Source organism: Campylobacter hyointestinalis subsp. hyointestinalis (genome assembly GCF_013372145.1).
Lineage (GTDB): Bacteria > Campylobacterota > Campylobacteria > Campylobacterales > Campylobacteraceae > Campylobacter > Campylobacter hyointestinalis.
Genome location: NZ_CP053827.1, coordinates 988,828 through 1,013,146, shown reverse-complemented (window position 1 = coordinate 1,013,146; position 24,319 = coordinate 988,828). Strand labels below are relative to the sequence as shown.

Here is a 24,319-nt window from a genome sequence, read left to right as displayed (position 1 = left end):
ATTTATCAAGGAAAGATATGGTTAAAATAGCAATCCTACTACTATTTTTATCTGTTTCATTTTTAAATGCTGAAAAGTTGCAAGTCATAGCAAGCTTTAACATCATAGCAGACATAGCAAAAAACGTAGCAAAAGATAGCGCTGATGTGCAAAGTCTTACGAAATTAGGTACAGAAATTCACTCATACGAGCCGACCCCAAAAGATATCCTAAGAGCTAGAAAAGCAGATATTATACTTTTTAATGGACTAAATTTAGAAACATGGCTTAGTAAATTTTTAGATAGAACAAAAAAACCAAGCTATGACGTAAGTAGTGGAGTTAGCGTGATATACGCAGACGAAAATTCACTCATACCAAATCCTCACGCTTGGATGAGTCTTAAAAATGGTGAAATTTACGTAAGAAACATACAAAAGATATTTTCTAGGCACGATCCTAAAAATAGTGAAATTTATGCTAAAAATGCAGATGAGTATATACAAAGATTACGGAATTTAGATATTTTATTTAAAACTATGTTTAGCGGAGTTCAAAATAGATATCTTGTTACTAGCGAGGGAGCTTTTAGTTATTTGGCTAGGGATTATGATTTAAAAGAGCTTTATATATGGGGTATAAATAGCGATGAAGAAGGAACTACAAGACAGATAAAAGATCTGATAGATAAAGTAAAGTTTTATCAAATTCCAGTTATTTTTAGCGAAAGTACCATCAGTCCAAAACCTGCTAAAACAGTCGCGAATGAAAGCGGTGCTAAGTATGGTGGTGTGCTTTACGTAGATAGTCTTAGCAAAGATATTGATACATATGAAAAAATGTTAGAAACTACGATTTTAACCATAGAAAGTGGATTTAAAGATGCAAAAAATTAGTCTAGAAGTATCAAATTTAAACGTCAAATATGCAGATCTTACGGCGCTAGAAGATGTAAATTTTAAACTAGAAGGTGGTAATATATGCGCACTTATCGGGACAAATGGAAGCGGAAAATCCACTCTTTTTAAATCCATAATGGGAGTCATAAGACCGAAAAACGCTTCTATAAAAATTTGCTCTTTAAGTCTTAAAGAAGCGATAAAAAAATGTTTGATAGCTTATGTTCCTCAAAACGAAGAGATAGATTTTGATTTTCCTATAAGTGTTTGGGAGCTTGTGATGATGGGTAGATACGCTCATATGGGTTTTTTCAAAAATCCTAGTCAAAAAGATGCCCATATCGTGAGTGAAGCTCTTAAAAAAGTGGATATGTACGACTTTAAAGATCGTCAAATTTCAAAGCTTAGTGGAGGTCAAAAAAAGCGTATATTTATAGCTAGGTCTTTAGCAAGCGGTGCAAAAATAATACTACTTGATGAGCCTTTTAACGGCGTTGATGCTAAGAGTGAAAGTATGATATTAGATCTTCTTATATCTCTTAGATCAAGCGGTCATCTCATACTCATCTCTACTCATAATCTAGGTATGGCGGCGCAGTATTGTAACAGAGCTATCTTGCTAAAAAGAAAAGTTTTGGCCTTTGGATTTACGAACGAAGTTTTAACTCCGCAAAACTTAGGTCAAATTTTTGGCGGAAGTCTTAGGTATTTTAAAGTTGAAGTTGATAATATGAGTTGCAATATAGCTCTCATTAGTGATGATGAAAAACCACTTATAATGGTGGATGAAAAGGTGCAAGATGGAATGGTTAATAGAGCCTTTTAGTTACGCTTATATTTTAAAAGCACACTTAGTCAGTCTATTTTTATGTGCATTTTGTGGGTTTTTATCGTCTTTTTTGATACTAAAATCATACTCATTGTTAGCTGACGCTCTTTCTCATAGTATAACTCCTGGTATAGTCATAGCTTACACGACTAGCTTTTCTTACACCGTTTCTAGCTTTTTGTGTGGACTTTTTGCACTTTTTAGTATGGCTATAGTCTCAAAAAGTTCAAAACTTAAAACAGATACGATAATAGGCATAGTTTTTTCATCATTTTTTGCTTTAAGCTTATTTTTAGTTTCGATATTCACTATCCCAGTTAAGCTTGAAAGTCTGTTTTTAGGAGATATCTTAAGTCTTGAAGATAGTGAAGTTTTTGAGCTTGCCATTTTGCTCGGATCACTTTTTTGTTTTATTTTATTAAGCTATAAAAAGATTAAATTTATATTTTTTGATGAATTAGGCGCATTTGTAGCAGGATTAAACGTGGGCTTTTATAAGATTATGTTTTTTATTTTGCTATGTTTTTGTACCGTAGCAAGTCTAAAAACCGTAGGAGCCGTGCTTGTCACTGCTATGTTAGTAGCACCTGGAGCTAGCGCTTTTATGATAAGTAAAAAATTTGATAAGATAGTCTTTTTAGCGACTATATTTGCTGGTTTTAGCGGATTTTTCGGTGTGTATTTAAGCTATTTTTTAGATACTTACGCTTCGGCTATGATAGTTCTAACTCAGCTTTTTATATTTGCCATATGTTTTATGTATAAAAGGGTCGTTTATGATAGAGTTTTTGCTTGAACCTTTAAGATATGATTTTATGAGGATCGCTTTGTATCTAGCATTTAGTACATGTGTAGTTTGTGCTGTTTTGTCTTGTTTTTTAGTGCTAAAATCATACTCTTTATTAGGAGACGCTTTGTCGCACTCTGTAATGCCAGGTATGATAGTGGCTTACGCTATAGGTTTGCCGCTTGGCTTTGGGGCGTTTTTGTCCAGTATAGTTTGTCTTTGGCTTATAGAGTTTTTAAAAGAGCGTAGTGGACTGAGAAATGACGCCACAACAGCCATTTGTTTTACGGGATTTTTCGCGCTTGGACTTCTGCTTTATAGTAAAGTAGAAAGCCCACTTCATATACATGAAGTTTTATTTGGAAATCTTTTAGGTGTTAGTAAGAGCGATATGCAGACTTCAGTTACTGTTTTTGGCGGGGTTTTGGTATTTACCTTGCTATTTTTTAAGAGATTTTTTGCGATATTTTTTGATGAAGTAAATGCTTTGTTAGTTGGTATAAATCCTAAATTTTATTATTATTTGATGCTTTTGTTGCTTAGTTTTGTAGTGGTTTTTGGTTTTAGTGCAGTGGGTATAATATTAGTCGTTGCGATGCTGATACTTCCTGGAGCCACAGCATTTTTGATAACTAGCAAATTTTGGCTTATGCAGATAATTTCAGTAAGTTTTGCTTTACTTAGCTCATTTTTTGGCGTCATAGTAAGCTTTCATAGCGACACTAGCACTCAAGCCTTGATAGTTTTATTTCAAGCTCTATTTTTTATTTTATCTTTGATATATTTTAAATTTAGGGCGTTATGATCTTGCTAGGGCTACCATTTACGCTATGATAAATGGTAGTATTATACTTATAAGCATAGTATTTAAGTAAAATTTCTTGTAAAGTTGGCTCGGTTGATGGGACAAACCAGCCGTTGTTTGTGATGGCTATTACGAATTTAGGATTGTTCGCATAAATTTCATCTCTAGTAGCTTCATAGCAGATCGCATTTCTGATCTTTACGCCACCTATCTCATAATCACTTACCTCTTTTGCGGCTCCAAAATCCTTATTTCCGTTAAAAAATATTTTGTTTATTAAATTTGTAGCAAATTTTGGAAGCGGAATTTCTTCTCCAAATGGTACTAATATGACTTTATCTAGTCTTTTTACGTCTCCGTTTAAAAACAGATAAGTCGAGTTATAAGAAGTGCCATTTTCATATCCTAAAGATCCAGTTACTATGCTTATTCTTTTAGATTTTTCTTTTAGATATTCAAGAAGCTCTTTTTGATGATCTAAAAATAGCGCGAACGCACTTTCTGGTAAGACAACTAAAGATGCGTTTTTACCTATGGCATTATCTATGATTTTTAAATTTTCAGATATAAGCTCATCTTTATAGCTTCTCTCCCATTTTATACTTTGAGGTATTTTTGTATTTGCTAATTCTACGCTAAAAGGCAGCAAATTTGGTGTTTTTTTATCTAAATTTATACTTATGAGTAAAGCACAGATCAAAACCGCTACTCCGTATCTAAATTTAATTGTACATACTAGGCCGGCTAAAACAGCTGCTAAAGTCCAAATTTGTGGTTTAAAGATCGTATCTACAAATATCAACTCGAGATTGAACCAATTAAAATTAAACGGATAAAAATATCCAAGCAATACAAGTAAAGATGCTCTGATAATTAAATTTGAAAAATATCCACATACTAAAAATATGAAAGCGTATATAAATCCTATGCCCAAAATTTCTACTGGTATCAAGTACCAAAAACCATAATAAATAAGGCTAAAGCTTATCCAGTAAAACCATAAAATTCCGCTAAAAAATCCACTCCAAAACCAAATTTGCTTATCTGATTTGAGTAGTAAATACAGACCAAATATCGCTAAAAAGCAGCCTACAAGGCTAAAATAGCTTATTTCAAATATGGATAAAAAAATAAAAATCGAAAGTAAAGTTGCAACTCCAAAGCCTTTTATTATAAAATTTAAGGTAAAATAGCTTCTTAAATTTTTTTTACCAAAGGAAACCCATGCAAGAAGGAAATATTTTAACTTCATTACTACCTCTAGTTGTGTTATTCGCAATTTTTTATTTTTTAGTTATCAGACCTCAACAAAAACAGCAAAAAGCTCACAAGGCTATGCTTGAAGCACTTGAAAAAGGCGATAAGATAGTTACTAACGGCGGTCTTGTTTGTGAGGTTGTAAAACCAGAAGATGATTTTATCAAAGTTAAGCTTAATGATGAAGTAATCGTTAGAATAGATAGAAGCTTTGTTGCAAAGAAACTAGACAAAATCGAGAAGAGCGATGCGTAGTGGAAAAATAACTTATAGACTTGTTATTTTTATTCTAGCTTTGATATTTGGACTTGGCTTTTCTATGCCAAGTTTCCTTCAAACACAGGGCGGACACAAAATAAGCTTAGGTCTTGACTTGCAAGGCGGCTTGCACATGCTCCTTGGTGTAGAGACCGATGAAGCTCTGGCTTCTAAGGTAAAATCAGTAGCTTCAAGTATAAAATATTTTACAAATAAAAATGATATTTTGGTTGATGAGCTAAAAGTTGATAAAGAAAAAGTAACTTTAAAGATACTAGATAGCGATGAAGCTAAAAAAATAGATGAGATGTTAAAAGATATAAAAGGTCTTTCTATAAAAAAAGATAATTTAGTTTATACTATATCTTTAACCGAACAAGAGAAAATAGATACCGCAAAGTATGCGATAGATCAAGCAGTAGAAACCATCAGAAATAGACTTGATCAGTTTGGTCTAGCCGAACCGACTGTCGCAAAACAAGGGGAAAATCAAATCCTAGTTGAGCTTCCTGGTATCAAAACTATGGAAGATGAGCAAAGAGCAAAAGATCTTATAGCAAAAGCGGCTCATTTGCAGCTTATGGCGCTTGATGAAAAACGTCAAGACCAAGCAAATAGCATAAGCGAAGCTGAAGCTGAAGCTTATGGCGATATTCTTTATCCGGATGTAAAAAATCCTAAATTTAAATACCTTATAAAAGATATACCAGTACTTGATGGCAGTATGCTAGTTGATGCTAGAGTGGCGTTTGATAATAAAACAAATTCTCCTATCATAAATTTCACTTTAAATGCTGAAGGCGCTAGGATCTTTGGAGACTTTACCGGTTCAAACGTAGGCAAACGTCTTGCCATAGTACTTGATGGTAAAGTTTATTCAGCTCCTGTTATAAATGAAAGAATAGGCGGCGGAAGCGGTCAGATAAGTGGCGGATTTAGTGTAGAAGAAGCTCATGACGTAGCTATCGCTCTTAGAAGTGGTGCACTTTTGGCTCCTGTAAAATTATTAGAAAAAAGAAGTATAGGTCCAAGTCTTGGTCAACAAAGCATAGATCAAAGTATGGTGGCTCTTAGCGGTGGTGCTATATTGGTCGTTTTATTTATGATGGTAGCATATGGTTTAGCAGGTATTCTTGCAAATATAGCTTTGGTTGTAAATATACTCATTTTGATAGGAGTTATGGCTTTATTTGGAGCTACTTTAACACTTCCTGGTATGGCAGGAATACTTCTTACTATAGGTATGGCAGTCGATGCAAATGTTATCATAAATGAACGCATACGAGAGCTTTTAAAAGCTGGGCAGAGCGTTCATGTGAGTATCGAAAAGGGCTATGAAAATGCTATGAGTGCTATAATTGACTCAAATTTGACCACTCTTATCACTTCTATCGCGCTTTATGCTTATGGAACAGGCCCGGTAAAAGGCTTTGCTGTTACTATGAGTATAGGTATAATAGCTTCTATGCTTACTGCTATTTTAGGAACTCATGGAATGTTTGAAGCTCTTGGTAAAAAGATAGAAAAAAGCAAAAGCACGGTCCTTTGGTTTGGTTATAAGATAAGAAAGGCAGACTAATGCAGATATTTGATAATGGAAAAATTTATGATTTTATGGGCAAAAGATGGATATTTTTTGCTCTATCTTTTATAATGTTTTTTGGTTCTATCGCGCTACTTACAACAAGAGGTTTAAACTACGGTATCGACTTCTCAGGCGGTACATTGATACAGATAAAATATGATAAAGTTGCACCTCTTGATGAGATAAGAGCTAAGCTTGCTACTAATGAAGCTTTAAAAAATGCAAACGTAACGGAGTTTGGATCAGCTGAGGAGATAACCATAAGATATGCTGGAAGTAGCGATAGCCTAGGAAATGATCCTGCGACTACGGTTTCACGTATTCTTGCTGATACTGGTAAATTTGAAGTAAGAAGAGTAGATATCGTAGGACCAAAAGTAGGTAGCGAACTCAGGCAAAAAGGCATTATGGCAGTAGCTGTATCGCTTGTATTGATTCTTATATATATAGGTTTTAGATTTGAGTGGAGATTTGCTTTGGCTGCTATTTTTAGTGAAATACACGATGTAGTTATCACACTTGGTGCCATTAGCTTGTTTATGATAGACGTAAATTTAGATACTTTAGCAGCTGTTTTAACTGTTCTTGGATATTCATTAAATGATACCATCATCATATTTGATAGGATTAGAGAAGGTATCAAAGAAGATCATTCTATAAAATTAACAGAGATCATAAATGAGTCTGTATCTCTAACGTTGCCAAGGACTATTATGACTTCTGTAACTACATTTTTAACTGTTTTAGTGCTATTTTTCTTCGGTGGAGATATGATACACGGATTTTCTATTATTATGATAGTTGGTATCATCATAGGAACTATAAGTTCTGTGTTTATAGCAGCTCCAATGCTTGTTTGGTTTAAATTTAACGTTGAGCGTTATAGAGCTCATCTTGCAGAAAAAGATCGTAGAAAAAAAGAAAAAGAAAAAATACGTGCTATGTATGAAAAAGGCACAGTTTGAGAGGTAGCAAATGAACTGGGGTAAGGTAATATATACGTTTTTTGCTCTTATGAGCTTAACTACTACGGCTGGATTTTTATATGATAAAAATGAGATCGCTCTTTTTATAGCGGCCAGCATAAACCTTATTTCTACGCTTCTTAAAATAGGCGTGAGAAATACGCTTTCAGCCGAGCTTTTTGCTAGCTCTTTGGTGGCTGATTTGCACTTGATACCTGCTTTTGTATTTTTAGTGGTTTCTGGCAATATGACCGTTGTCTATTCTTTAGTCATAGGTGGAATCATAGCAAATATATTTTCTATGTGCTTACTGCTTACTGAAGCAAATAAAACAAGAGATGAATTCTAAGGAATATTATGGAATATAATGCTAAAAATATAGAATACAAATGGCAAGAAATTTGGAAAAAAAATGGTTATGCAGAACCAAAAGACGACTATACTTTACCTAAAAAATATATACTTTCTATGTTTCCATATCCTAGTGGTAGGCTTCATATGGGTCATGTTAGAAACTATAGTATAGGTGATGCGCTTTCAAGGTACTATAGAAATCAAGGCTTCAATGTTCTTCAACCGATCGGTTTTGATAGTTTTGGTATGCCAGCAGAAAATGCAGCTATAAAACATAAAATTCATCCTAAAATTTGGACTTATGACAACATAGATTATATGACAAAAGAGCTTGACGCTTTGGGATTTAGCTTTTCTAAAAAACGCCTTTTGGCTACAAGTGATCCGCTTTATACAAAATGGGAACAAGAGTTTTTCATAAAAATGTATGAAAAAGGGTTGGTATATAGAAAATCAGCCGTTGTCAATTGGTGCGAGAGCGACCAAACTGTTTTAGCAAATGAACAAGTTGAAGATGGAAAATGCTGGAGATGTGGTAATGAAGTAGTGCAACGTGAAATGCAAGGATACTATCTAAAGATCACCGACTATGCAAAAGAGCTTTTAGACTGCTTAGAAATGCTAAAAGGTAAATGGCCAAATCAAGTTTTAACTATGCAAGAAAATTGGATAGGCGAGAGTTTTGGACTTGAGTTTGAGTTTAAATTTGATGATGAGAGTAGAACATTACTAGGTGGAATAGATGGTTTTAAGGTTTTCACGACTCGCCCAGATACTATTTATGGAGTAACTTACGCAGCACTCGCACCAGAGCACGCAGTCGTAAAAAAACTACTTGATAAAGATCTTTTAAGCGATGAAGCGTCTATAAAACTAAGATCTATTTTAAACCAAAGTCCAAAACAAAGACAAGCTAGTGATAAAGACGGCGTTTGTTTAAATTTAAATGTTATTCATCCTTTAACGGGTGAAAAAATTCCAGTATGGTGTGCGAATTTTGTCTTAAACGAATACGGCGGCGGCGCGGTGATGTCAGTACCTGCACACGATGAGAGAGATTTTGATTTTGCTAGTAAATTTGGTTTGCCTATCAAACAGGTTATAAAAGCAGACTCATTGCCTTATCCTGAAAAAAATAGTACGTATATAAACTCAGATCTTATAAATGGTATGCATTATGATGAAGCTTTAGAGTTTATCATTTCTAAATTTGAAGAGCAAAACTTAGGTAAAAGAGTTACGAATTATAAGCTTAGAGATTGGGGGATTTCTCGTCAAAGATACTGGGGCGCTCCTATTCCTATGATACATTGTGATAAATGCGGTGTTGTTCCTGAAAAAATCGAAAATTTACCTGTGAAATTACCTGAAGATGTAGTTATCACAGGAGAGGGTAATCCACTAGATACTCACCCAAATTTTAAAAATTGCAAATGCCCTAAATGCGGTTGCGCAGCCAGAAGAGAAACCGATACTATGGATACTTTCTTTGAAAGTTCGTGGTATTTTGCAAGATATGCAAGCGATGAAAAAACTTGGGAAAAAGTAGCTTTTGATAAAAAAAGCGTTGATTATTGGATGAATGTAGATCAGTACATCGGCGGGATAGAGCACGCTATACTTCACCTTTTATACGCTAGATTTTTTCAAAAAGTTTTAAGAGATCTTGGATATTTGCATGATGATGAGCCTTTTGCTAGTTTGCTTACTCAAGGTATGGTTTTAAAAGACGGTGCTAAAATGAGTAAAAGTAAAGGAAATACCGTAGATCCTGATGACATCATAAATAGATATGGCGCTGATACTGCAAGACTATTTATACTTTTTGCAGCTCCACCACAAAAAGAACTTGAGTGGAACGATAGTGCTGTCGAAGGTGCGTTTAAATTTATAAATAGGCTTTATGATAGAAGCTCAAATGCTTATAAAACAGAACAAATTCCTGTCATAGATCATTTAAATTTAAATAAAGACGAAAAATATGCAAGACTAAAAGTTTATGAAGCGCTCAAAAAATCAAGTGATGTTTTTGAAAATAGTTTTACTTTTAACACTTTAATCGCAGCTTGTATGGAAGCTCTAAATGCCTTAAACGCTCAAAATAATAAAGACGTATGGACTGAGGGATATTTTATAATCCTAAGCCTACTAGAGCCTATCATTCCACATGTTTGCTATGAGCTTAGTAGTGAGCTTTTTGGGCTTAAAAACTTTACAAAGATAGAGCTGAAAAATGAGGTTTTCGTTCAAGATAGTATAAATTTAGCCATAACAGTAAATGGAAAACGACGTGCTGAGATCGAAGTAGAAAAAAGCCTAAGCAAAGACGAAATTCTGCAAATAGCTAAAAAAGAAGTTGAAAAATGGATCTTAGGCAAAGAGATAATAAAAGAAATTTATGTGCCGAATAAGCTGATAAATTTGGTTATAAAGGACTAAAGTGAAGACGCTTTTAAATTTAATAGCAGTGTTTTTGCTAGTAGGTTGCGGATATAAACCGGTTTATAAGATCTCGCAAGAGATCTTAGGAGATAGAATTTGGGTAGATGTCGTGATGAGCAAAACAGATCCACAAAATACAGTTGCTATTAAAGACAGCATTAGAGCAGGTATGATAGAAAGATTAGGCAAAGATCTAGCAGACAAAGAAGATGCAGATACTACTATATTAGCAAGTATAAGATCTTTGAGTTTTAGTCCTATACTTTATGATCAATTTGGCTATGTTACGGCTTATAAAGCAAACTTAACTGTTTTATATAATGTTAAATTCTCAAACTCACAAACAAAAGATATATTGACATCTGGTGAATATGACTTTAAGATAACAAAACGTGTTAAAAATACAAGATACACCGATAGTGTTATAAGTGATAAAGATAGATATGAAGCTATAAAAAATGCGTCTTCTGAAGCGTTTAGTGAGTTTATATCAAAATTAGCTATAGAGGGTTTAAAAAATGGCAAGTATAATTAATGAAGTTATAAAAGATGCTATAAAAGAAGCAAATACAAGGCAGCTAGTACTAACTCCTGATAATTATATGAATGTATTTTGTGATATAGCAAAGAAAAAAGGCGTTATAGTAGAAGATTGCCAAAAATTATCTAAGTTTATATCAAAACTTGATCCCTCATACCAAACTCAGCTTAGCAAGATGAACGTAAATACTATAGATGAGCTTTTTGCTTTTATAACTTCAAGGTTAAATAGGCAAAGCTCGGTTGATATAACAAAGGTATTTATACTTCTTACGAAAAGAATCTTACAAAGCATTAGTTTATTGCATAACAAAGAAGCTAGAAATTTAGCAAACATTAGCCTAGAGACCATAGATAAAAGAGTAAGCGTAGAAAATTTGGAGATCATAAAAGATAAATGGTTTGATTTTTTAAACAACTATGACGATAGCTATTTAAAACATTTAGAGATGTATGGTGTGAAGCAAAGCGATGATCTACAAAAGATAATAAATACTATATTAAACTCAAAAATAAGCGAACAAGAAGACCCTGAGCTAGCGTCTTTAGCCGATCTGATGATAGCAGCCCTTGTTCCTTCCATAGCTTCAAGTATGAATGATGAGTTAGCTGCTATCTGCGAAGAGATAAAAGCCAAGCCGGAGCTTTTGCAAAGTAAAGCGATGCAAGGTGATATAAAAAAGATAATACTAAAGCGCGTAGAGTTAGACAAAGGTGAATTTGCCCAAAAAATCGCTATATTAGATGATATTTTAAACGGTATAAATGATAAAATTCTATACTTTATATCTATTTTTAACAAAAATCAAGCAGATGTTAGAAATATCAAAAACGATATAGCTCAGATGGGTGCAAATGCAGATTATACTTTGGTAAAAAATAAACTATTGAATATCGCAGATACGCTTGATTTAGAGATCACTGATTTTGTATCAAAGCTATTAAATAATGAAAAAACTATAAAAGAGCTAAATGAGCGTATACGAGATCTAGAAAACAGACTAAACCAAGCAAATCAAGAGATCCACAACGACTTTTTAACTAGCGTAGGAACAAAAAGAGCTTTTGAAAGTGAGCTGATCCGCATAGAAGAGGCTTATAAAAGATACGGCGTAGAGTATTGCATCTGTTTTTTTGATATAGATCATTTTAAAAACGTAAATGATAGTTATGGACACGAAGCAGGAGATAAAGTTTTATCTGTTGTCGGTAGAATATTAAAAAAATACTCTAGAGGTTTTGATTTTATAGCAAGATATGGAGGCGAAGAGTTTGTTGCTATCTTGCCAAAAACAAGTAAAGAAGGCGCAGTCTCTTTTGCAAATAAGATTTTAAGAAGTATATCTGGCTATAAATTTATGTATAAAGACCAAGAAATAAATTTAACGATTAGTTGCGGTATCTCTTCAAGACAAGATAATGCGAGCGATACCGAGACTCTAACCAAATCAGATGAGATGCTGTATCTAGCAAAAAATAGCGGTAGAAACTGTATAAAAGCCTGATGATGTACAGTTTTTTAAACTCAAAACCGCTTTATTATGATACGATTGACTATTTAAGATTTCCAAAAGCATTTAACGCCATAAAAAGCAATTTTTCCTTGCCAAAAGTCATTCATATAGTAGGAACTAACGGTAAAGGTAGCACCGGAAGATTTTTAGCTCAAATTTTACTAAAAAGTGGAAAAAAAGTAGGGCATTATACGAGTCCACATATTTTTAAATTTAATGAAAGATTTTGGATAAATGGAAAAAATGTAAGTGATGATGAGCTTGAGTTGGCTCATGAAAAATTGCTTTTATATTTTAAAGCCGTAAAAGACGGTGATAAGTTTATTGCCGAGTTAAGCTATTTTGAATGGGCGACGTTGCTTTTAGCAGTCTTATTTAGCGGACTTGATGAAGTTATATGCGAAGCAGGGATGGGAGGCGAGTTTGACGCGACAAATGTTTTTAGCAAAAAACTTAGCGTTTTTACGCCCGTTGGTCTTGACCATACGGCTATGCTTGGAGATAGCTTAGAAGCCATAGCTACTACAAAACTAAATTCTATGGATAAATTCGCCATTGTCTGCGAAGACTTTGTATGTTTAAATTTAGCCAAGAAGATTGCAAATTTAAAAAATACTAAACTTATCTTATCGCCAAAAGCCATAGAAAATAGTGTAAATTTATACTCTTCTAAATTCAATTTACCCAGTTTTTTAGCTTCAAATTTAAATCTTGCTTATCACAGCGCAAAGTTTTTAGGAGTTCAAGGTTTAGATGAGATTATTTTAAATTTAGATGCTTTAAGTTTAAGAGGAAGATGCGAAAAAATAGCTCCAAACATCACTATAGACGTAGGACATAATGCTCACGCAGCAAAAGCTTTGAAAGCTGAGTTTGGTACTAAAAAAGTGAGTTTGATCTATAATGCTTTTGATGATAAGGATATAAAAGCTGTTTTTGATGAGCTAAAAGATATTATTACCGAAGTTTTGATTTACGAGTATGAAAGTTTGGATCGAAAATTAGCCGGTGCAAAAATACAAGGTATTGCTAAAAACCTAGGCATAAGCGTATCTAAATTTTCTCGTATCGATAAAGATAAGGATTATCTTGTTTTTGGCTCTTTTGTATTAGTGGAACATTTTATAAAGGAAGTGATTGAAAAATAAATTTATAATAACTATAACCGACATAAACGGCTCTAAAAACTATTTGTTGCACCAACTTATAAAGAGGATCGTTGTTTATATCATGCTTATAGCTGTGGTTAGTTTTTTTATCGGCTTGGCCTATATAAGTTATTTGGAAAATAAAACGGATAGCTTAAAACAAAAGCGTGATGAGCTTACTAAAATAAAAAACGAACTATTTTTAGAAAATGAAAAAATGCAAGAAAAACTAGCTGCTAGCAGTGAAGAATTTGCAGCTATAGAAGATAAGATAGCTCTACTTGAAGATCGGTTAGGACTTAATACTGATAATAATATAACTATGGAAAGTAGGCTTGAAACTCTGATTTTAACTAGCTCTCAGAAGCAGCTTATGTTTTCTATGATACCAAATGGAGAAGTGATAAAATCAAATGGTATTAGCGCGGAATTTGGGTGGCGTTCTCATCCGATTTTGAACAAAAAAGAATTTCATCAAGGAGTTGATCTAAGAGCTGATATAGGAACCCCTATCTATGCTCCAGCAGATGGAGTTATAGAGTTTGCCGGGTATAATAACGGCGGTTTTGGATATCTAGTTATTATAGAGCACAATTTTGGTTTTAAAACACGCTTTGCACATATGAGCAGAAAAGACGTAGTAAAAGAAGGCGAGTTTGTCAAAAAGGGCGACTTAATAGGATATAGTGGAAATACAGGACTTAGCACAGGGCCACATTTGCATTATGAGATCAGATTTATTCAACGTCCTTTAGACCCTATAAATTTTATAAAATGGAATAGTAAAAATTATGAAGAAATATTTAACAAGGAGCAAAGAGTATCATGGCAGTCTTTAGTAAACACTCTAACAACTTTAATGCCCAAACAACAATAATCTCAAATGGAGCCTATATAAAAGGTGAGTTAAACCTAAACTCGATGCTTCACGTTGATGGTATAGTCGAAGGTATCTTGCATAGTGATGGCACTATAGTTATCGGAAAAGGTGGCAATATAATAGGTAGCGTATATGCACAAAAAATCGTCATAAATGGCTGCTTTGAGGGAAATATCGACGCTGAGTTCGTCGAGATACTAAGTGGTGCAATCGTAAAAGGAGAGATATCGTCTTTAAATTTAAGCATAGAAAACGGTGCTAAGTTTAGCGGACAAAGCATATTAAAAGATCATTCAAAAGCGACCTTAAATTTAGAAGTTATCGAGGATAATAGTGCAAGCAAGGATTTATGAGTTTTTCAAAGAGATAAAAAACGATTATGAAATTTTAGTAGTAAATGATGATAAAGAAGCACTAAAAGCTAGCAACGCCGCAAGTTTTGCAGGTAAAAAATGCTACGTTCTTCCTGATTTTAGAGCTGTCAAAGGAGATGATCTAAGAGCTTTTAATAGCGAACTTTTAGAGATCAGTAAGACTTTAAGCGAATTTTATAAAGACAAGAGCGGTGGCGCTCTTATGATCTCTCCTATAAGAACTCTTTTAAACAAACTTCCGGCAAAAACTCACCTTAAAACTAAAAAACTTAGTTTCGCTGATAAGATAAATTTAAACGAACTAAAAGATGAGTTGCTAGGCTTTGGATATAATTTTGTAGATATCGTTCAAAGCAAAGGCGAAGTTAGAGTCAGTGGCGATATCATCGATATATTTAGTGTAGATGCAAATCAGCCTTTTAGGATATTGCTCGATATTGATACTATAGAAAGCATAAGGACTTTTGATCTTAGTAGCCAAAAATCAGATAAAAACGAGCTTGAAAGTATAGAGATAACTCCGTTTTTAGCAAGTCTTAGCAAAGATGAATTTGATGAAGTGAGTCAAAAAACAGAGGCATTTCAGTCAAATGCTTTGATAAATGATATCAACTCATTTGGTTTTTGGGTTATAGATGGATTTATTGATTATTTTGAAAATTTCAAATGTATTTTAGCAGGGAATTTGGATACTGATGGCATTTTTGATAAAGATTTAAGTTTTTTAAATTCAGTTGCGAAATTGCCCGAACCAAAGCATTTCAAAGATTTAGAAGTCAGTATAAATAGTGATTTGATTCAGTTTCATAGTGACAAAAAAATAACCATACTTAGCAAAAACGAGAGTAGTTTCAATGCTCTAAATTTGACCCACTTTAGTAATGTTTCTCTTAAGATAAGCCCTTTAGTATTAAATGTGATCAGTAGCAATGAACTTATAGTTTCGCTAAATTCATATGAAAAAAGGCAGCGCGTAAAAAAGGCTAGTTTAGTAATAGATGAGCTAAAAAAAGATGATTTTGTTGTGCATAGTGAGTATGGTATAGGTAAGTTTTTAGGGCTTGAGCTCATCACCGTTTTAGGTAGCAAAAAAGAGTTTGTGGTTATCGCTTATCAAAATGATGATAGGCTTCTTTTACCAGTTGAACATCTAAATATGATAGATCGCTACATTGCAGGAAGCGGTTCGGTCGTTGCTATTGATAGACTAGGAAAAGCTAGTTTTGCTAAGATCAAAGAAAAGGTCAGGGAAAAACTATTTATCATAGCTAGCAAGATCATATCTTTAGCAGCAAAAAGAGAGCTCATAGAAGCGGTTAAATTTAACTCTAGCAAAGGATATTACGATTTTAAGCTAAGTGCTGGATTTACTTATACTAGTGATCAAGAAAAAGCCATAAATGATATAGAAAATGATTTAAAAAGTGGTCGTGTTATGGATAGGCTTCTTAGTGGAGATGTCGGTTTTGGTAAGACTGAAGTCGCGATGAATGCTATTTATCTATGTGTAAAAAGTGGTTATCAAGCTCTATTTTTCGTGCCTACTACACTGCTTAGTTCTCAGCATTTCAAAAGCTTAAAAGAGCGTTTAAGTAAATTTGATATAGATGTTAGAAGGCTTGATCGTTTTACTAATCCAAAGGAAAAATCGCTTATTATAAAAGATTTAGAGGGTTCAAAACCGATGGTGGTTATCGGAACTCACGCTTTATTATCTTTAAAAGCTAAAAATTTGGGGCTTATCATCATAGATGAGGAGCATAAATTTGGCGTTAAACAAAAAGAGAAGTTAAAAGAAGTCAGCGAGCATTCTCATATACTTTCTATGTCAGCAACTCCGATTCCAAGAAGTTTAAATATGGCTTTGAGCTCAGTCAAAAGCTACTCTACGCTTTTAACTCCACCACTTGATAGGCAAGATGTTAGAACATTTGTAAAGCAGTGGGATGAAAAACTCATAAAAGAGATAATCTTAAGAGAGATCAGACGTGGCGGACAAGTTTTTTATGTGCATAATTTGATAAAAGATATGAGTGGCGTGGAAGCAGAGCTAAAAGCTTTGATGCCAAATTTAAAGATTTTGACGCTTCATAGTAAAATAGATGCAAAAACCACAGAAGACGAGATGATAAAATTCGCTGATAAAAAGTATGATGTTTTGCTTTGTACGAGCATAGTTGAGAGCGGGATACATCTTCCAAATGCAAATACTATCATCATCGACGATGCAAATAAATTTGGTATGGCAGACCTTCATCAACTAAGAGGAAGAGTCGGTAGAAGCAGTGTTCAAGGATATTGTTATTTCTTAGTGCAAGACAAAGCTAGTCTTAGTAGCGATGCTATAAAAAGACTAGTGGCGCTTGAGAGTAATTCGTTTTTAGGATCTGGTTCATTGCTAGCTTATCATGATTTAGAGATCAGAGGCGGTGGAAATTTAGTAGGAGAAGCTCAAAGTGGGCACATAGAAGCTATAGGTTATTCTCTGTATTTAAAAATGCTTGAAGATGAGATAAACTCGCTTTTAAATAAAAAAACATTTGAGCTCAAAGATATAGATCTAAAACTTAGCGTAAATGCGTTTTTAAACAGTGATCTTATAAGCGAAGACAGACTAAGGCTAGAGCTTTATAGGCGTCTTAGTAAATGCGAAGAGATAAATGAAGTCTATGAGATAGGCGCTGAGATAGAAGATAGATTTGGTAAATTAGATATATATACAAAGCAGTTTTTAGATATAATTATTATAAAAATTTTGGCAAGCAAGCAAGGTTTTAAGGCTATAAGCAATTACGAACAAAATATTGCTCTTACAAAAAATGATGATACTAAAGTGATTTTAAAATCACGCAGCAAGGACGACGATGATTTGCTAGCTGAAATTTTAGCTTATCTAAGGAAAAATAAAACGTGATCATAGGAAATTCTTTTTCTACTACTAGCCCTTATTTGGATTATGGCACTAAAAATAGTAGTGATAAAGAAGATACTGTAAAAACTAGTCAAACTAGCGATGATTCTTCTAGTAAAAATGATAATAAAGATAAAAAAAATATCACTCAGCTAAGCGACGAAGAAAAGCTCCAAGTAGCAAAATTGCAGCAACGAGACTCTGAGGTCAGAACTCACGAAGCTTCACATATGGCAGCAGGCGCTGGGCTTACTAGCGGAGCAGATTTTACGTATCAAAAAGGACCTGATTCAAAAATGTATGCCGTGGGTGGCGAAGTTGGGATAGATACTAGCCCAGGTAAAACCCCAGAAGAAACTATCCAAAAAGCACAGCAGATAAAACGAGCCGCTTTGGCTCCATCTAGTCCTAGTCCAGCAGACCTTAAAATAGCAGCAAATGCGGCTAGTATGGAAGTTTCTGCTAAGGCTCAGATGCAACAAGTTCAGCAAGATAGCAACAATAATGAAAGTAATGGCTCTACTACTAACTCAAATAGTAAAAACAGTACTAAAAATCCATATGAGCAAAATACGTATATCCCAACTGTTATCGGATTATTTTAGGGTAAAGGAGATATTTTGAAGATAGACTGGAAAAAGACTAAAGCCGCCACTTTAAGAGATGGAAAACTAAAACCTATAAAAGATATATTAATCAGTGATCTAAATGAACTTGTAAGCATAGATAGACAAAAAGACGAGCTTATCAAAAATACTTTAAATTTTATAGATGATAAAGGTGCAAATCACGCGCTTTTATGGGGTGAAATGGGTTGTGGGAAATCAAGCCTTGTTAGGGCTGTATTTTGTAAATTTATGGATAGGAATTTAAGATTGATAGAGATCAGCAAATTTGAACTCGTAAATTTATATAAGGTTTTAGACAAGATAAGAGATAAAAAACGTTTTAAATTTATAATATTTTGCGACGATTTTAGCTTTGAAACTAGTGATAAAACTCTAGGAGAGCTTAAAAAGCTGCTTGAAGGAAGTATTCAAGCTCCACCAAAAAATGCAATTTTTTATGCTACAAGCAATAGAAAGCACATCATAAAAAGTGAAAAAAACCACGAAAATTATATAATAGAAAAAGAGCATAATAGAGAAAGTTTAAGCTTAGCAGATAGATTCGGTCTTCATATAAGCTTTTATGAGATGGAAGTATCTGAGTATCTTGACGTAGTTGATAGCTATTTTAAAGATATAGATGTAGATAAAGAGTGGTTAAGAAAAGAAGCTCTTATTTACGCTTCATCAAAAGGCGTAAGAAGCGCTAGAAGCGCAAAGCAGTTTTGGCTATCAGTTAGGAGTGAGTTTGAGAAGTGAGGATCTGTTTTTAGTTTTGGATAAAGATGTGATATTTGACTTTAATGCAAATCCGTTTTGGTGGCCAGAGTTTAGTACATTTTGGGTCGTCATCGGAGCTGTTTTAACTCAAAATACAAAATGGGAAAATGTAGAGAAGTCTTTTGTAAATTTAAAAAATGCAGGTGTTCAAAGCCTTGAAGACGTGGCAAATTTAAGCGAACCAAGTTTAGCGAATTTGATAAAGCCAAGTGGATTTTATAATACGAAAGCCAAAAGGCTAAGTATGCTTTGTAAAAATATTTTGGATAAATTTGGCTCATTTGAGGAATTTATGAAAAATGTCAGCAGAAAATGGCTGATCTCTCAAAAAGGTTTGGGTTTTGAGAGTGTTGATAGCATACTTTGTTATGCTTGTTCGCGTGATATAATGGTGGTGGATAAATACACGCTTAGGATATTTGAGTTTTTGGATTTTACTTTTGAGAGTTATGATGAAGCTAGGCAGTGGCTAGAAGATATCGATAGAAACGCTGTTTATAAAGTAGTAGGCTCTGTAAGTGACAATGAGCTTTTTGCTCGTTATCACGGGCTTATAGTTGAGTTTTGTAAAACTCATTTTAAAGCTGGAAATTTTGATGAAAAAGCAAAAAAAGCACTAAAAAATTTGCTTTAATATTTATCGCATAATAGCTCATTGTTGTTTTTAAATATATTTTAATTATGATTTATAAAAGAGCTAGATTAAAACTAAAAAGCATAATCTAAATTTAATAAAATATAGCAAAAAGCTCTATTTGAGCTCTTTTTAGCGACTTTGTCTATTTTTTGTTTGAGCTAATAGCAATAAATTTACTATAAAATACAAATACATAACAAATTCTATCCTAAATTTTAAAAAATTCATCAAATTGCCTTTTGAATTTTATATTTTTATCCTTATCTTTATTCTCATCAAGGAAAAATGGCAAAGCATAGACTTTAAGCTCTATTTGTCTATCAAAATCTTTCGTAGCTTTAAATACTTTGTTGTTTAAAATCTTCCCATCTAAGATAAAATCTTCTTTCCATTTATCTTTTGGATAATACACATCGCCTTTGCTTTCTATTATTATTTGCGCTGATAGATGGTCTGTGCTTGTATGCTCTTTTGGCTTACCAAAAAATATAAAATCAGGCTCAAAACCCTCGCCATAAGTAGGCAAATCCACTCTATTATCATAAATTTTAAACTCCTCAAAGCCCTCATTACGCATAATTATCCACTCGCTAAATTTGGCGTTGATTCTCTCTTTGTTCTCTTCTATAAAGTCTAAAAACTCTCTTTCTAAATCACTATCAGTAGAGAATTTATCATAGTAAAGCCACTCATATGGGCTATTATTTATATTTTTAAAAATTGGCTCATTATTTTCATTATACTCTACATTTTTGACTATTTTTCTACTGCCGATACTAGCTAATTTTTGAGCTTTAAATTCAGTTATTTCAAAGTTTTTGCTCTCTTTATTTAGCTCATCTTTGTAGCAATTAAGGATATATTTGGCAATTTCTAGCCGTATTTTTGGGTCTGTAAAATCTTGATTTTTATTAAATACCAAATTTAGCGGTGCGATGATATCGCTGTAAAATTCCACTTTGCTTTTTAAGCTCTCATCATAGATTTTTAGCTTATTTATGCCTATTTGCAAAATATTCATAGCTTTAGCAAAGATTTTGTATTCGATTTTATCACCTATTTTAAAGACTTTTTGGGAATTTGTATTTAGCTCTTCAACACCATCAAATTTCTCTTCGTTATTGCTAATTTTATGCCCTATATATGGTATTTTGATTGTCTCTAAGGCTATTTTGAAATTCTCTTTGTTAAAAAGAGAGATTTTATCTAAAAATATTTTTTCATTACTCACATAAAAAATTTCATTTTTATCTGTGATTGATTTGGCTTTTTGGCTAGGTTTTAGCTCTGTAATACCCTTGTCTTTGTCTATTAGGCCTTGTTCTTTGAGCTCATTTCTTATCTTTTGGATATACTCTACATCATTTAAAGCGTGATAGCTAAGGCGCTCTAGCATTGTAAGCTCGCTAAATTGCTTATCATCATATTTTCGTTTATATCTCTCTTCGCCTTTGCCAAAGGGATAGTATCTAGCTCCACGACCTATTAGTTGGGCTTCTTTGGTGGTTGTTTTTGAGCTATTTTTGATTACGGCTGAGCCTAAACGCACTATATCAAATAGATTTAGCACATCCCAGCCCTCATTTAGCTTATCTACAGCAAAAATTACTCTTATTACATTTTCTTTATCTTCAAGGGTGTTTAGCTTGATTTGATAGTCTTTTATCTCCTTTTCATCATTTGCGTTTATTTGATAAATCTCTTTAAAAGCATTTTTTATATGCTCTGCTAAAACATTTGTGTAGTTTTCTCCAAACTGCCTTATAAAAAACTCCAAGCTATATTTAAATAGCTCATCATCCTTATCTACATTATTATAAAATTCACTTATATCATCGCCATTTAACTCTTGAAGTGTCTCATTAAATAGCTTTTGATTCTCTTTTGAGAGATTTATACTTTCGCTTTTAAATAGCACTATTGGCTTTAGCTCTATATTATTATCCCTTGCCAAAAGCTCCCTATAAGCACTAAGCAAACAAGCCCCCAAAAGCCTTGCTTTCAGCTCGGTATTATCATATTTTACTAGAAAAATTCTCTTTGAGTATCCATCTAGGCAAAACTTTCTTAAAGCATACTCATAAACAATCTTATCTTCATATTTTGCTAAGACTTTTCTATCATTTGGTATCGTAGCGCTAAATTCTAGCATTAGATTATTTGCGTGGCTTTTAAATGCTTTATTTATCACACTTTCCCAGCCATCTTTGTTATCTTGTTCGCTTTGAGTTAAAGTCTTTTTAGTTTCACTATTTAAGTGGTGAGCCTCATCAGCTAAAAATACTATTTCATAGTTTTGCAAGTCTTCAAGTGTAAGTGAGTTTTCCTTCTCATCTTTAAAAAGGCTAAAAAGCCCTTGAATAGTGCTAAAATAGATATTTATAGCATTTTCATCACTCTCACCAAAGTTGCTAATCGCCCTTATATCTACTCTTTTGCCATCTATATTTATCTCGTTAGTAAAGAGATATTTGGATGAGAAAATATCGCAAAAATTCGCTTTTGTCTTTTCTAAAATAGAAGTAGAATTTACAAAAAATATAAAATTCCTATATCCCATTTTATAGCAATCAAGCATTAAAGCCGCCATTACAAGCGTTTTGCCGCTGCCTGTAGCCATGTTAAACATTAGATGATTTTTCTTTAATGTCTCTTTGTTTGCTAGATAGTATTTTATAGCTTCTATTTGATATGGGCGAAGCTCTTTACTGATATTATCTCTTATGTGGTTTGGGATTTCCATATCTCTTAAAGGCTTTTTGCCATATTCAGAGATTATCTCTTCATATAGCTTACTCATCATTGCCACCTTTGTAGAAAATGTCATTTAGAATTCTAGTTTGCTCATCTATCTTATACTCGCTATCATCCATATCAGCATAAGGGATATAATCCATATTTCTATCTAAGCATTTTTTGAGAATTCTCTTTTTATCTATAAAATCTAAATTTGAAAATTCCATATCTTTTAAATCATTTTTGATATCCACTCTATAATCTATAAAAGCTAATTTTTGTAAATTTTCATAAATTTGATTTAGCTCATTTTCATCGCTTGAATTTTCTATTTTTTCTATAAATTTGGCATTTAAACTAGCTAATTCGCAATAAATTAAATTTCCACCGCCACTCCAGCTTACAGCTTTGCTAATCCCGCCTTGCTCGCCTTCAATTACCTTTTTTAATCTCTCTTTTGTAATGCTTTTAATATAGTCCATTTGCTCGATACCTATATAGCGTCTTTTCATCTTATGCGCCACTGCTAGCGTAGTGCCAGAGCCAGCAAAAAAGTCTAAGACTAGGTCGTTTTCGTTTGTAGAGATTTCAATTATTCTTTGAAGTAAAAATTCGCTTTTTGGATAAGAAAAACCTTCTTTATTATTAAAAAGTTGCTCTAAATGTTCTTTGGCTTTATCGTTAATAATATTTTTATCAATAACAAAAGTTTTTGTTTTTTCACCTCTTGTTTGTCCGTCTTTAATAATATAGTCTTTTACATAAATATCATATTCATCTTTTGAATTTTTTTTACAAACTAATAAGTCTATGTTATTTTCTACATTTGATTTTTGCCATCTCCATCTGCCTTCATCTCCATTTGTTTTTATTGGATAAATAGCAATTTCAAATTCATCGTTTGTTTGCTTTGTATAAATTAAATTTGTTTTTGTGTTATAAAAAATTGGATAAAACATATTTGGTCTATCTTTTCTTAATGAAGCGTTGCCAGATTTTCTCAAAGATAAAAGCCTTATTTCATCGCTTATTTCTTCGTTTTTAGTTATGCCAAAGTTAAAAAATGTAGCTGCATCTTCTTTTTTAGAATAACACAAAATATATTCGTGTGATTTTGCTATTGGATATGCTGATTCTTGTCTGCCTCTTGGATTCATCAATGGTATAAGATTACAAACAAAATTCTCTCTCCCAAAAATCTCATCCATAAGCACTTTTAAATAGGCTTGTTCGTTATCATCGCATTGGACGAAAATCACCCCATCATCCCTTAAAAGCTCTCTTGCGATTTCTAGGCGATTTTTCATAAAGGTTAAATAAGTGCTGTGATTAAATCTATCGTTATAGTTAAAGCTATCACTACCGGTGTTATAAGGTGGATCTATGTAGATTAGTTTGACTTTGTTTTGTTCGCTTTGGTGGCGAAAATACTCTTTTAGAGTGTGTAGGGCGATTAGATTATTGCCTTTTATAAGTAAATTTGGCTTGTTTTTAAGCACATTTTCTAAAGTATCGTTCTGCCCCCCCCCTATAAGCTCAAAGTTATTTAGCACTTTTGGGGCAAAAAGCACATCAATTTCACTTTTAGCTAAGATATTATTAAAAAATAATTCCGTGTTTTTCTCATCATCTTTGCTTTGTGCGCCTTTTAAAATGCAATCTTTAAAAGGGAAATTTAGCACGATATCCTGGCTGTTTTTAAGAAATTTTTTCTCGCTAGCTCCAAGTCCTATTTTGTTTGAAAAGCTTGTGTAGCTATGACTAAGCAATCTCAAATCCAAAAAATTTAAAAACTCATCTTTTTTAAAGATTAAAGCTCCATATTGTGTCTGAAAAAATCTCTCTTTATACTCATTTTTAAATCTCGATTTTTCTAGTAGGAATTCTAAAATTCTCTTATCATTGCTAATTGCTAAGCTTCTAGCATTTAAAAGAGTGTTAAAATGCTCCTTAATATTGCTTATTAAGCTATCTTCTTTTATCATTTTTATCCTTTATGTGTTTTAAAAGCTTCTTTAGATTATAGTCAAA

Annotated in this window: 21 protein-coding genes; 18 read left to right on the top strand and 3 right to left on the bottom strand. The window is 33.0% G+C overall.

The window, feature by feature from the left end; all coding sequences use genetic code 11:
• The first annotated feature begins 17 nt into the window (after nucleotides 1-17).
• Genes CHHT_RS05330 through CHHT_RS05315 form a run of 4 tightly spaced genes read left to right on the top strand, consistent with a single transcriptional unit; the run spans nucleotide 18 to nucleotide 3,299 of the window.
• Nucleotides 18-875, top strand: a complete 858-nt coding sequence (locus CHHT_RS05330; protein ID WP_034961010.1) for a metal ABC transporter solute-binding protein, Zn/Mn family — start codon at nucleotides 18-20, stop codon at nucleotides 873-875.
• Nucleotides 862-1,704, top strand: coding sequence for a metal ABC transporter ATP-binding protein (locus tag CHHT_RS05325; RefSeq protein WP_034961012.1), 843 nt, complete (start codon nucleotides 862-864; stop codon nucleotides 1,702-1,704). Before CHHT_RS05330 ends, CHHT_RS05325 begins: the two co-directional genes overlap by 14 nt.
• A complete protein-coding gene (locus tag CHHT_RS05320) occupies nucleotides 1,679-2,503 on the top strand; it encodes a metal ABC transporter permease (RefSeq protein WP_034961014.1) in 825 nt (274 codons plus the stop codon). Before CHHT_RS05325 ends, CHHT_RS05320 begins: the two co-directional genes overlap by 26 nt.
• Nucleotides 2,484-3,299: a metal ABC transporter permease gene (locus CHHT_RS05315; protein WP_034961016.1), complete on the top strand. Its 816-nt coding sequence runs from the start codon at nucleotides 2,484-2,486 to the stop codon at nucleotides 3,297-3,299. Before CHHT_RS05320 ends, CHHT_RS05315 begins: the two co-directional genes overlap by 20 nt.
• Here the strand turns inward: CHHT_RS05315 and CHHT_RS05310 are convergent.
• Nucleotides 3,286-4,551 carry an apolipoprotein N-acyltransferase gene (locus CHHT_RS05310; RefSeq protein WP_034961019.1) on the bottom strand — a complete coding sequence of 422 codons (1,266 nt, stop codon included), beginning with the start codon at nucleotides 4,549-4,551 and terminating at the stop codon, nucleotides 3,286-3,288. The two genes, CHHT_RS05315 and CHHT_RS05310, sit on opposite strands and share 14 nt — an antisense overlap.
• On the opposite strand from CHHT_RS05310, the gene yajC reads away from it, so the two are divergent.
• From yajC to CHHT_RS05240, 14 genes are read left to right on the top strand one after another with little or no spacing between them, the layout of a single operon-like run.
• Entirely contained in the window at nucleotides 4,524-4,811 is a 288-nt protein-coding gene (gene yajC / locus CHHT_RS05305) for a preprotein translocase subunit YajC (RefSeq protein ID WP_034961021.1), read from the top strand. The two genes, CHHT_RS05310 and yajC, sit on opposite strands and share 28 nt — an antisense overlap.
• Nucleotides 4,804-6,393, top strand: coding sequence for a protein translocase subunit SecD (secD, locus tag CHHT_RS05300; protein ID WP_034961023.1), 1,590 nt, complete (start codon nucleotides 4,804-4,806; stop codon nucleotides 6,391-6,393). Before yajC ends, secD begins: the two co-directional genes overlap by 8 nt.
• Nucleotides 6,393-7,364 (top strand): protein translocase subunit SecF, encoded by a 972-nt coding sequence (gene secF / locus CHHT_RS05295; protein ID WP_064019782.1) that lies wholly within the window; start codon nucleotides 6,393-6,395, stop codon nucleotides 7,362-7,364. The genes secD and secF overlap by 1 nt, the downstream gene beginning before the upstream one ends.
• A 10-nt stretch (nucleotides 7,365-7,374) precedes the next feature.
• Nucleotides 7,375-7,713: a DUF6394 family protein gene (locus tag CHHT_RS05290; protein ID WP_034961026.1), complete on the top strand. Its 339-nt coding sequence runs from the start codon at nucleotides 7,375-7,377 to the stop codon at nucleotides 7,711-7,713.
• Between the two features lie 8 nt (nucleotides 7,714-7,721).
• A complete protein-coding gene (gene leuS / locus CHHT_RS05285) occupies nucleotides 7,722-10,157 on the top strand; it encodes a leucine--tRNA ligase (protein ID WP_034961028.1) in 2,436 nt (811 codons plus the stop codon).
• Nucleotide 10,158: 1 nt separating this feature from the next.
• Complete coding sequence (gene lptE, locus CHHT_RS05280; protein ID WP_034961030.1) at nucleotides 10,159-10,695, top strand: LPS assembly lipoprotein LptE; 537 nt, start codon at nucleotides 10,159-10,161, stop codon at nucleotides 10,693-10,695.
• Nucleotides 10,679-12,205 (top strand): GGDEF domain-containing protein, encoded by a 1,527-nt coding sequence (locus tag CHHT_RS05275; protein ID WP_034961033.1) that lies wholly within the window; start codon nucleotides 10,679-10,681, stop codon nucleotides 12,203-12,205. Before lptE ends, CHHT_RS05275 begins: the two co-directional genes overlap by 17 nt.
• Nucleotides 12,205-13,362: a folylpolyglutamate synthase/dihydrofolate synthase family protein gene (locus CHHT_RS05270; RefSeq protein ID WP_305954505.1), complete on the top strand. Its 1,158-nt coding sequence runs from the start codon at nucleotides 12,205-12,207 to the stop codon at nucleotides 13,360-13,362. Before CHHT_RS05275 ends, CHHT_RS05270 begins: the two co-directional genes overlap by 1 nt.
• Nucleotides 13,352-14,239 carry a peptidoglycan DD-metalloendopeptidase family protein gene (locus tag CHHT_RS05265; RefSeq protein WP_034961037.1) on the top strand — a complete coding sequence of 296 codons (888 nt, stop codon included), beginning with the start codon at nucleotides 13,352-13,354 and terminating at the stop codon, nucleotides 14,237-14,239. The genes CHHT_RS05270 and CHHT_RS05265 overlap by 11 nt, the downstream gene beginning before the upstream one ends.
• Nucleotides 14,188-14,595: a bactofilin family protein gene (locus tag CHHT_RS05260; protein WP_034961040.1), complete on the top strand. Its 408-nt coding sequence runs from the start codon at nucleotides 14,188-14,190 to the stop codon at nucleotides 14,593-14,595. The genes CHHT_RS05265 and CHHT_RS05260 overlap by 52 nt, the downstream gene beginning before the upstream one ends.
• On the top strand, nucleotides 14,576-17,530 hold the full coding sequence (mfd, locus tag CHHT_RS05255) for a transcription-repair coupling factor (protein ID WP_034961042.1): 2,955 nt from the start codon (nucleotides 14,576-14,578) through the stop codon (nucleotides 17,528-17,530). The genes CHHT_RS05260 and mfd overlap by 20 nt, the downstream gene beginning before the upstream one ends.
• The gene (locus tag CHHT_RS05250; RefSeq protein WP_034961045.1) at nucleotides 17,527-18,132 is read left to right on the top strand and encodes a putative metalloprotease CJM1_0395 family protein; all 606 of its coding nucleotides are present in this window, start codon (nucleotides 17,527-17,529) and stop codon (nucleotides 18,130-18,132) included. The genes mfd and CHHT_RS05250 overlap by 4 nt, the downstream gene beginning before the upstream one ends.
• 21 nt (nucleotides 18,133-18,153) lie before the next feature.
• Nucleotides 18,154-18,894, top strand: coding sequence for a DUF815 domain-containing protein (locus CHHT_RS05245; protein WP_234945116.1), 741 nt, complete (start codon nucleotides 18,154-18,156; stop codon nucleotides 18,892-18,894).
• A complete protein-coding gene (locus CHHT_RS05240; RefSeq protein ID WP_034961049.1) occupies nucleotides 18,884-19,549 on the top strand; it encodes a 3-methyladenine DNA glycosylase in 666 nt (221 codons plus the stop codon). Before CHHT_RS05245 ends, CHHT_RS05240 begins: the two co-directional genes overlap by 11 nt.
• A gap of 211 nt (nucleotides 19,550-19,760) precedes the next feature.
• Here CHHT_RS05240 and CHHT_RS05235 read toward each other — a convergent pair whose 3' ends face one another.
• Nucleotides 19,761-22,352: a DEAD/DEAH box helicase family protein gene (locus tag CHHT_RS05235; protein ID WP_034961051.1), complete on the bottom strand. Its 2,592-nt coding sequence runs from the start codon at nucleotides 22,350-22,352 to the stop codon at nucleotides 19,761-19,763.
• Nucleotides 22,345-24,273, bottom strand: a complete 1,929-nt coding sequence (locus CHHT_RS05230; RefSeq protein WP_176318069.1) for a site-specific DNA-methyltransferase — start codon at nucleotides 24,271-24,273, stop codon at nucleotides 22,345-22,347. The genes CHHT_RS05235 and CHHT_RS05230 overlap by 8 nt, the downstream gene beginning before the upstream one ends.
• Nucleotides 24,274-24,319: the final 46 nt, after the last annotated feature.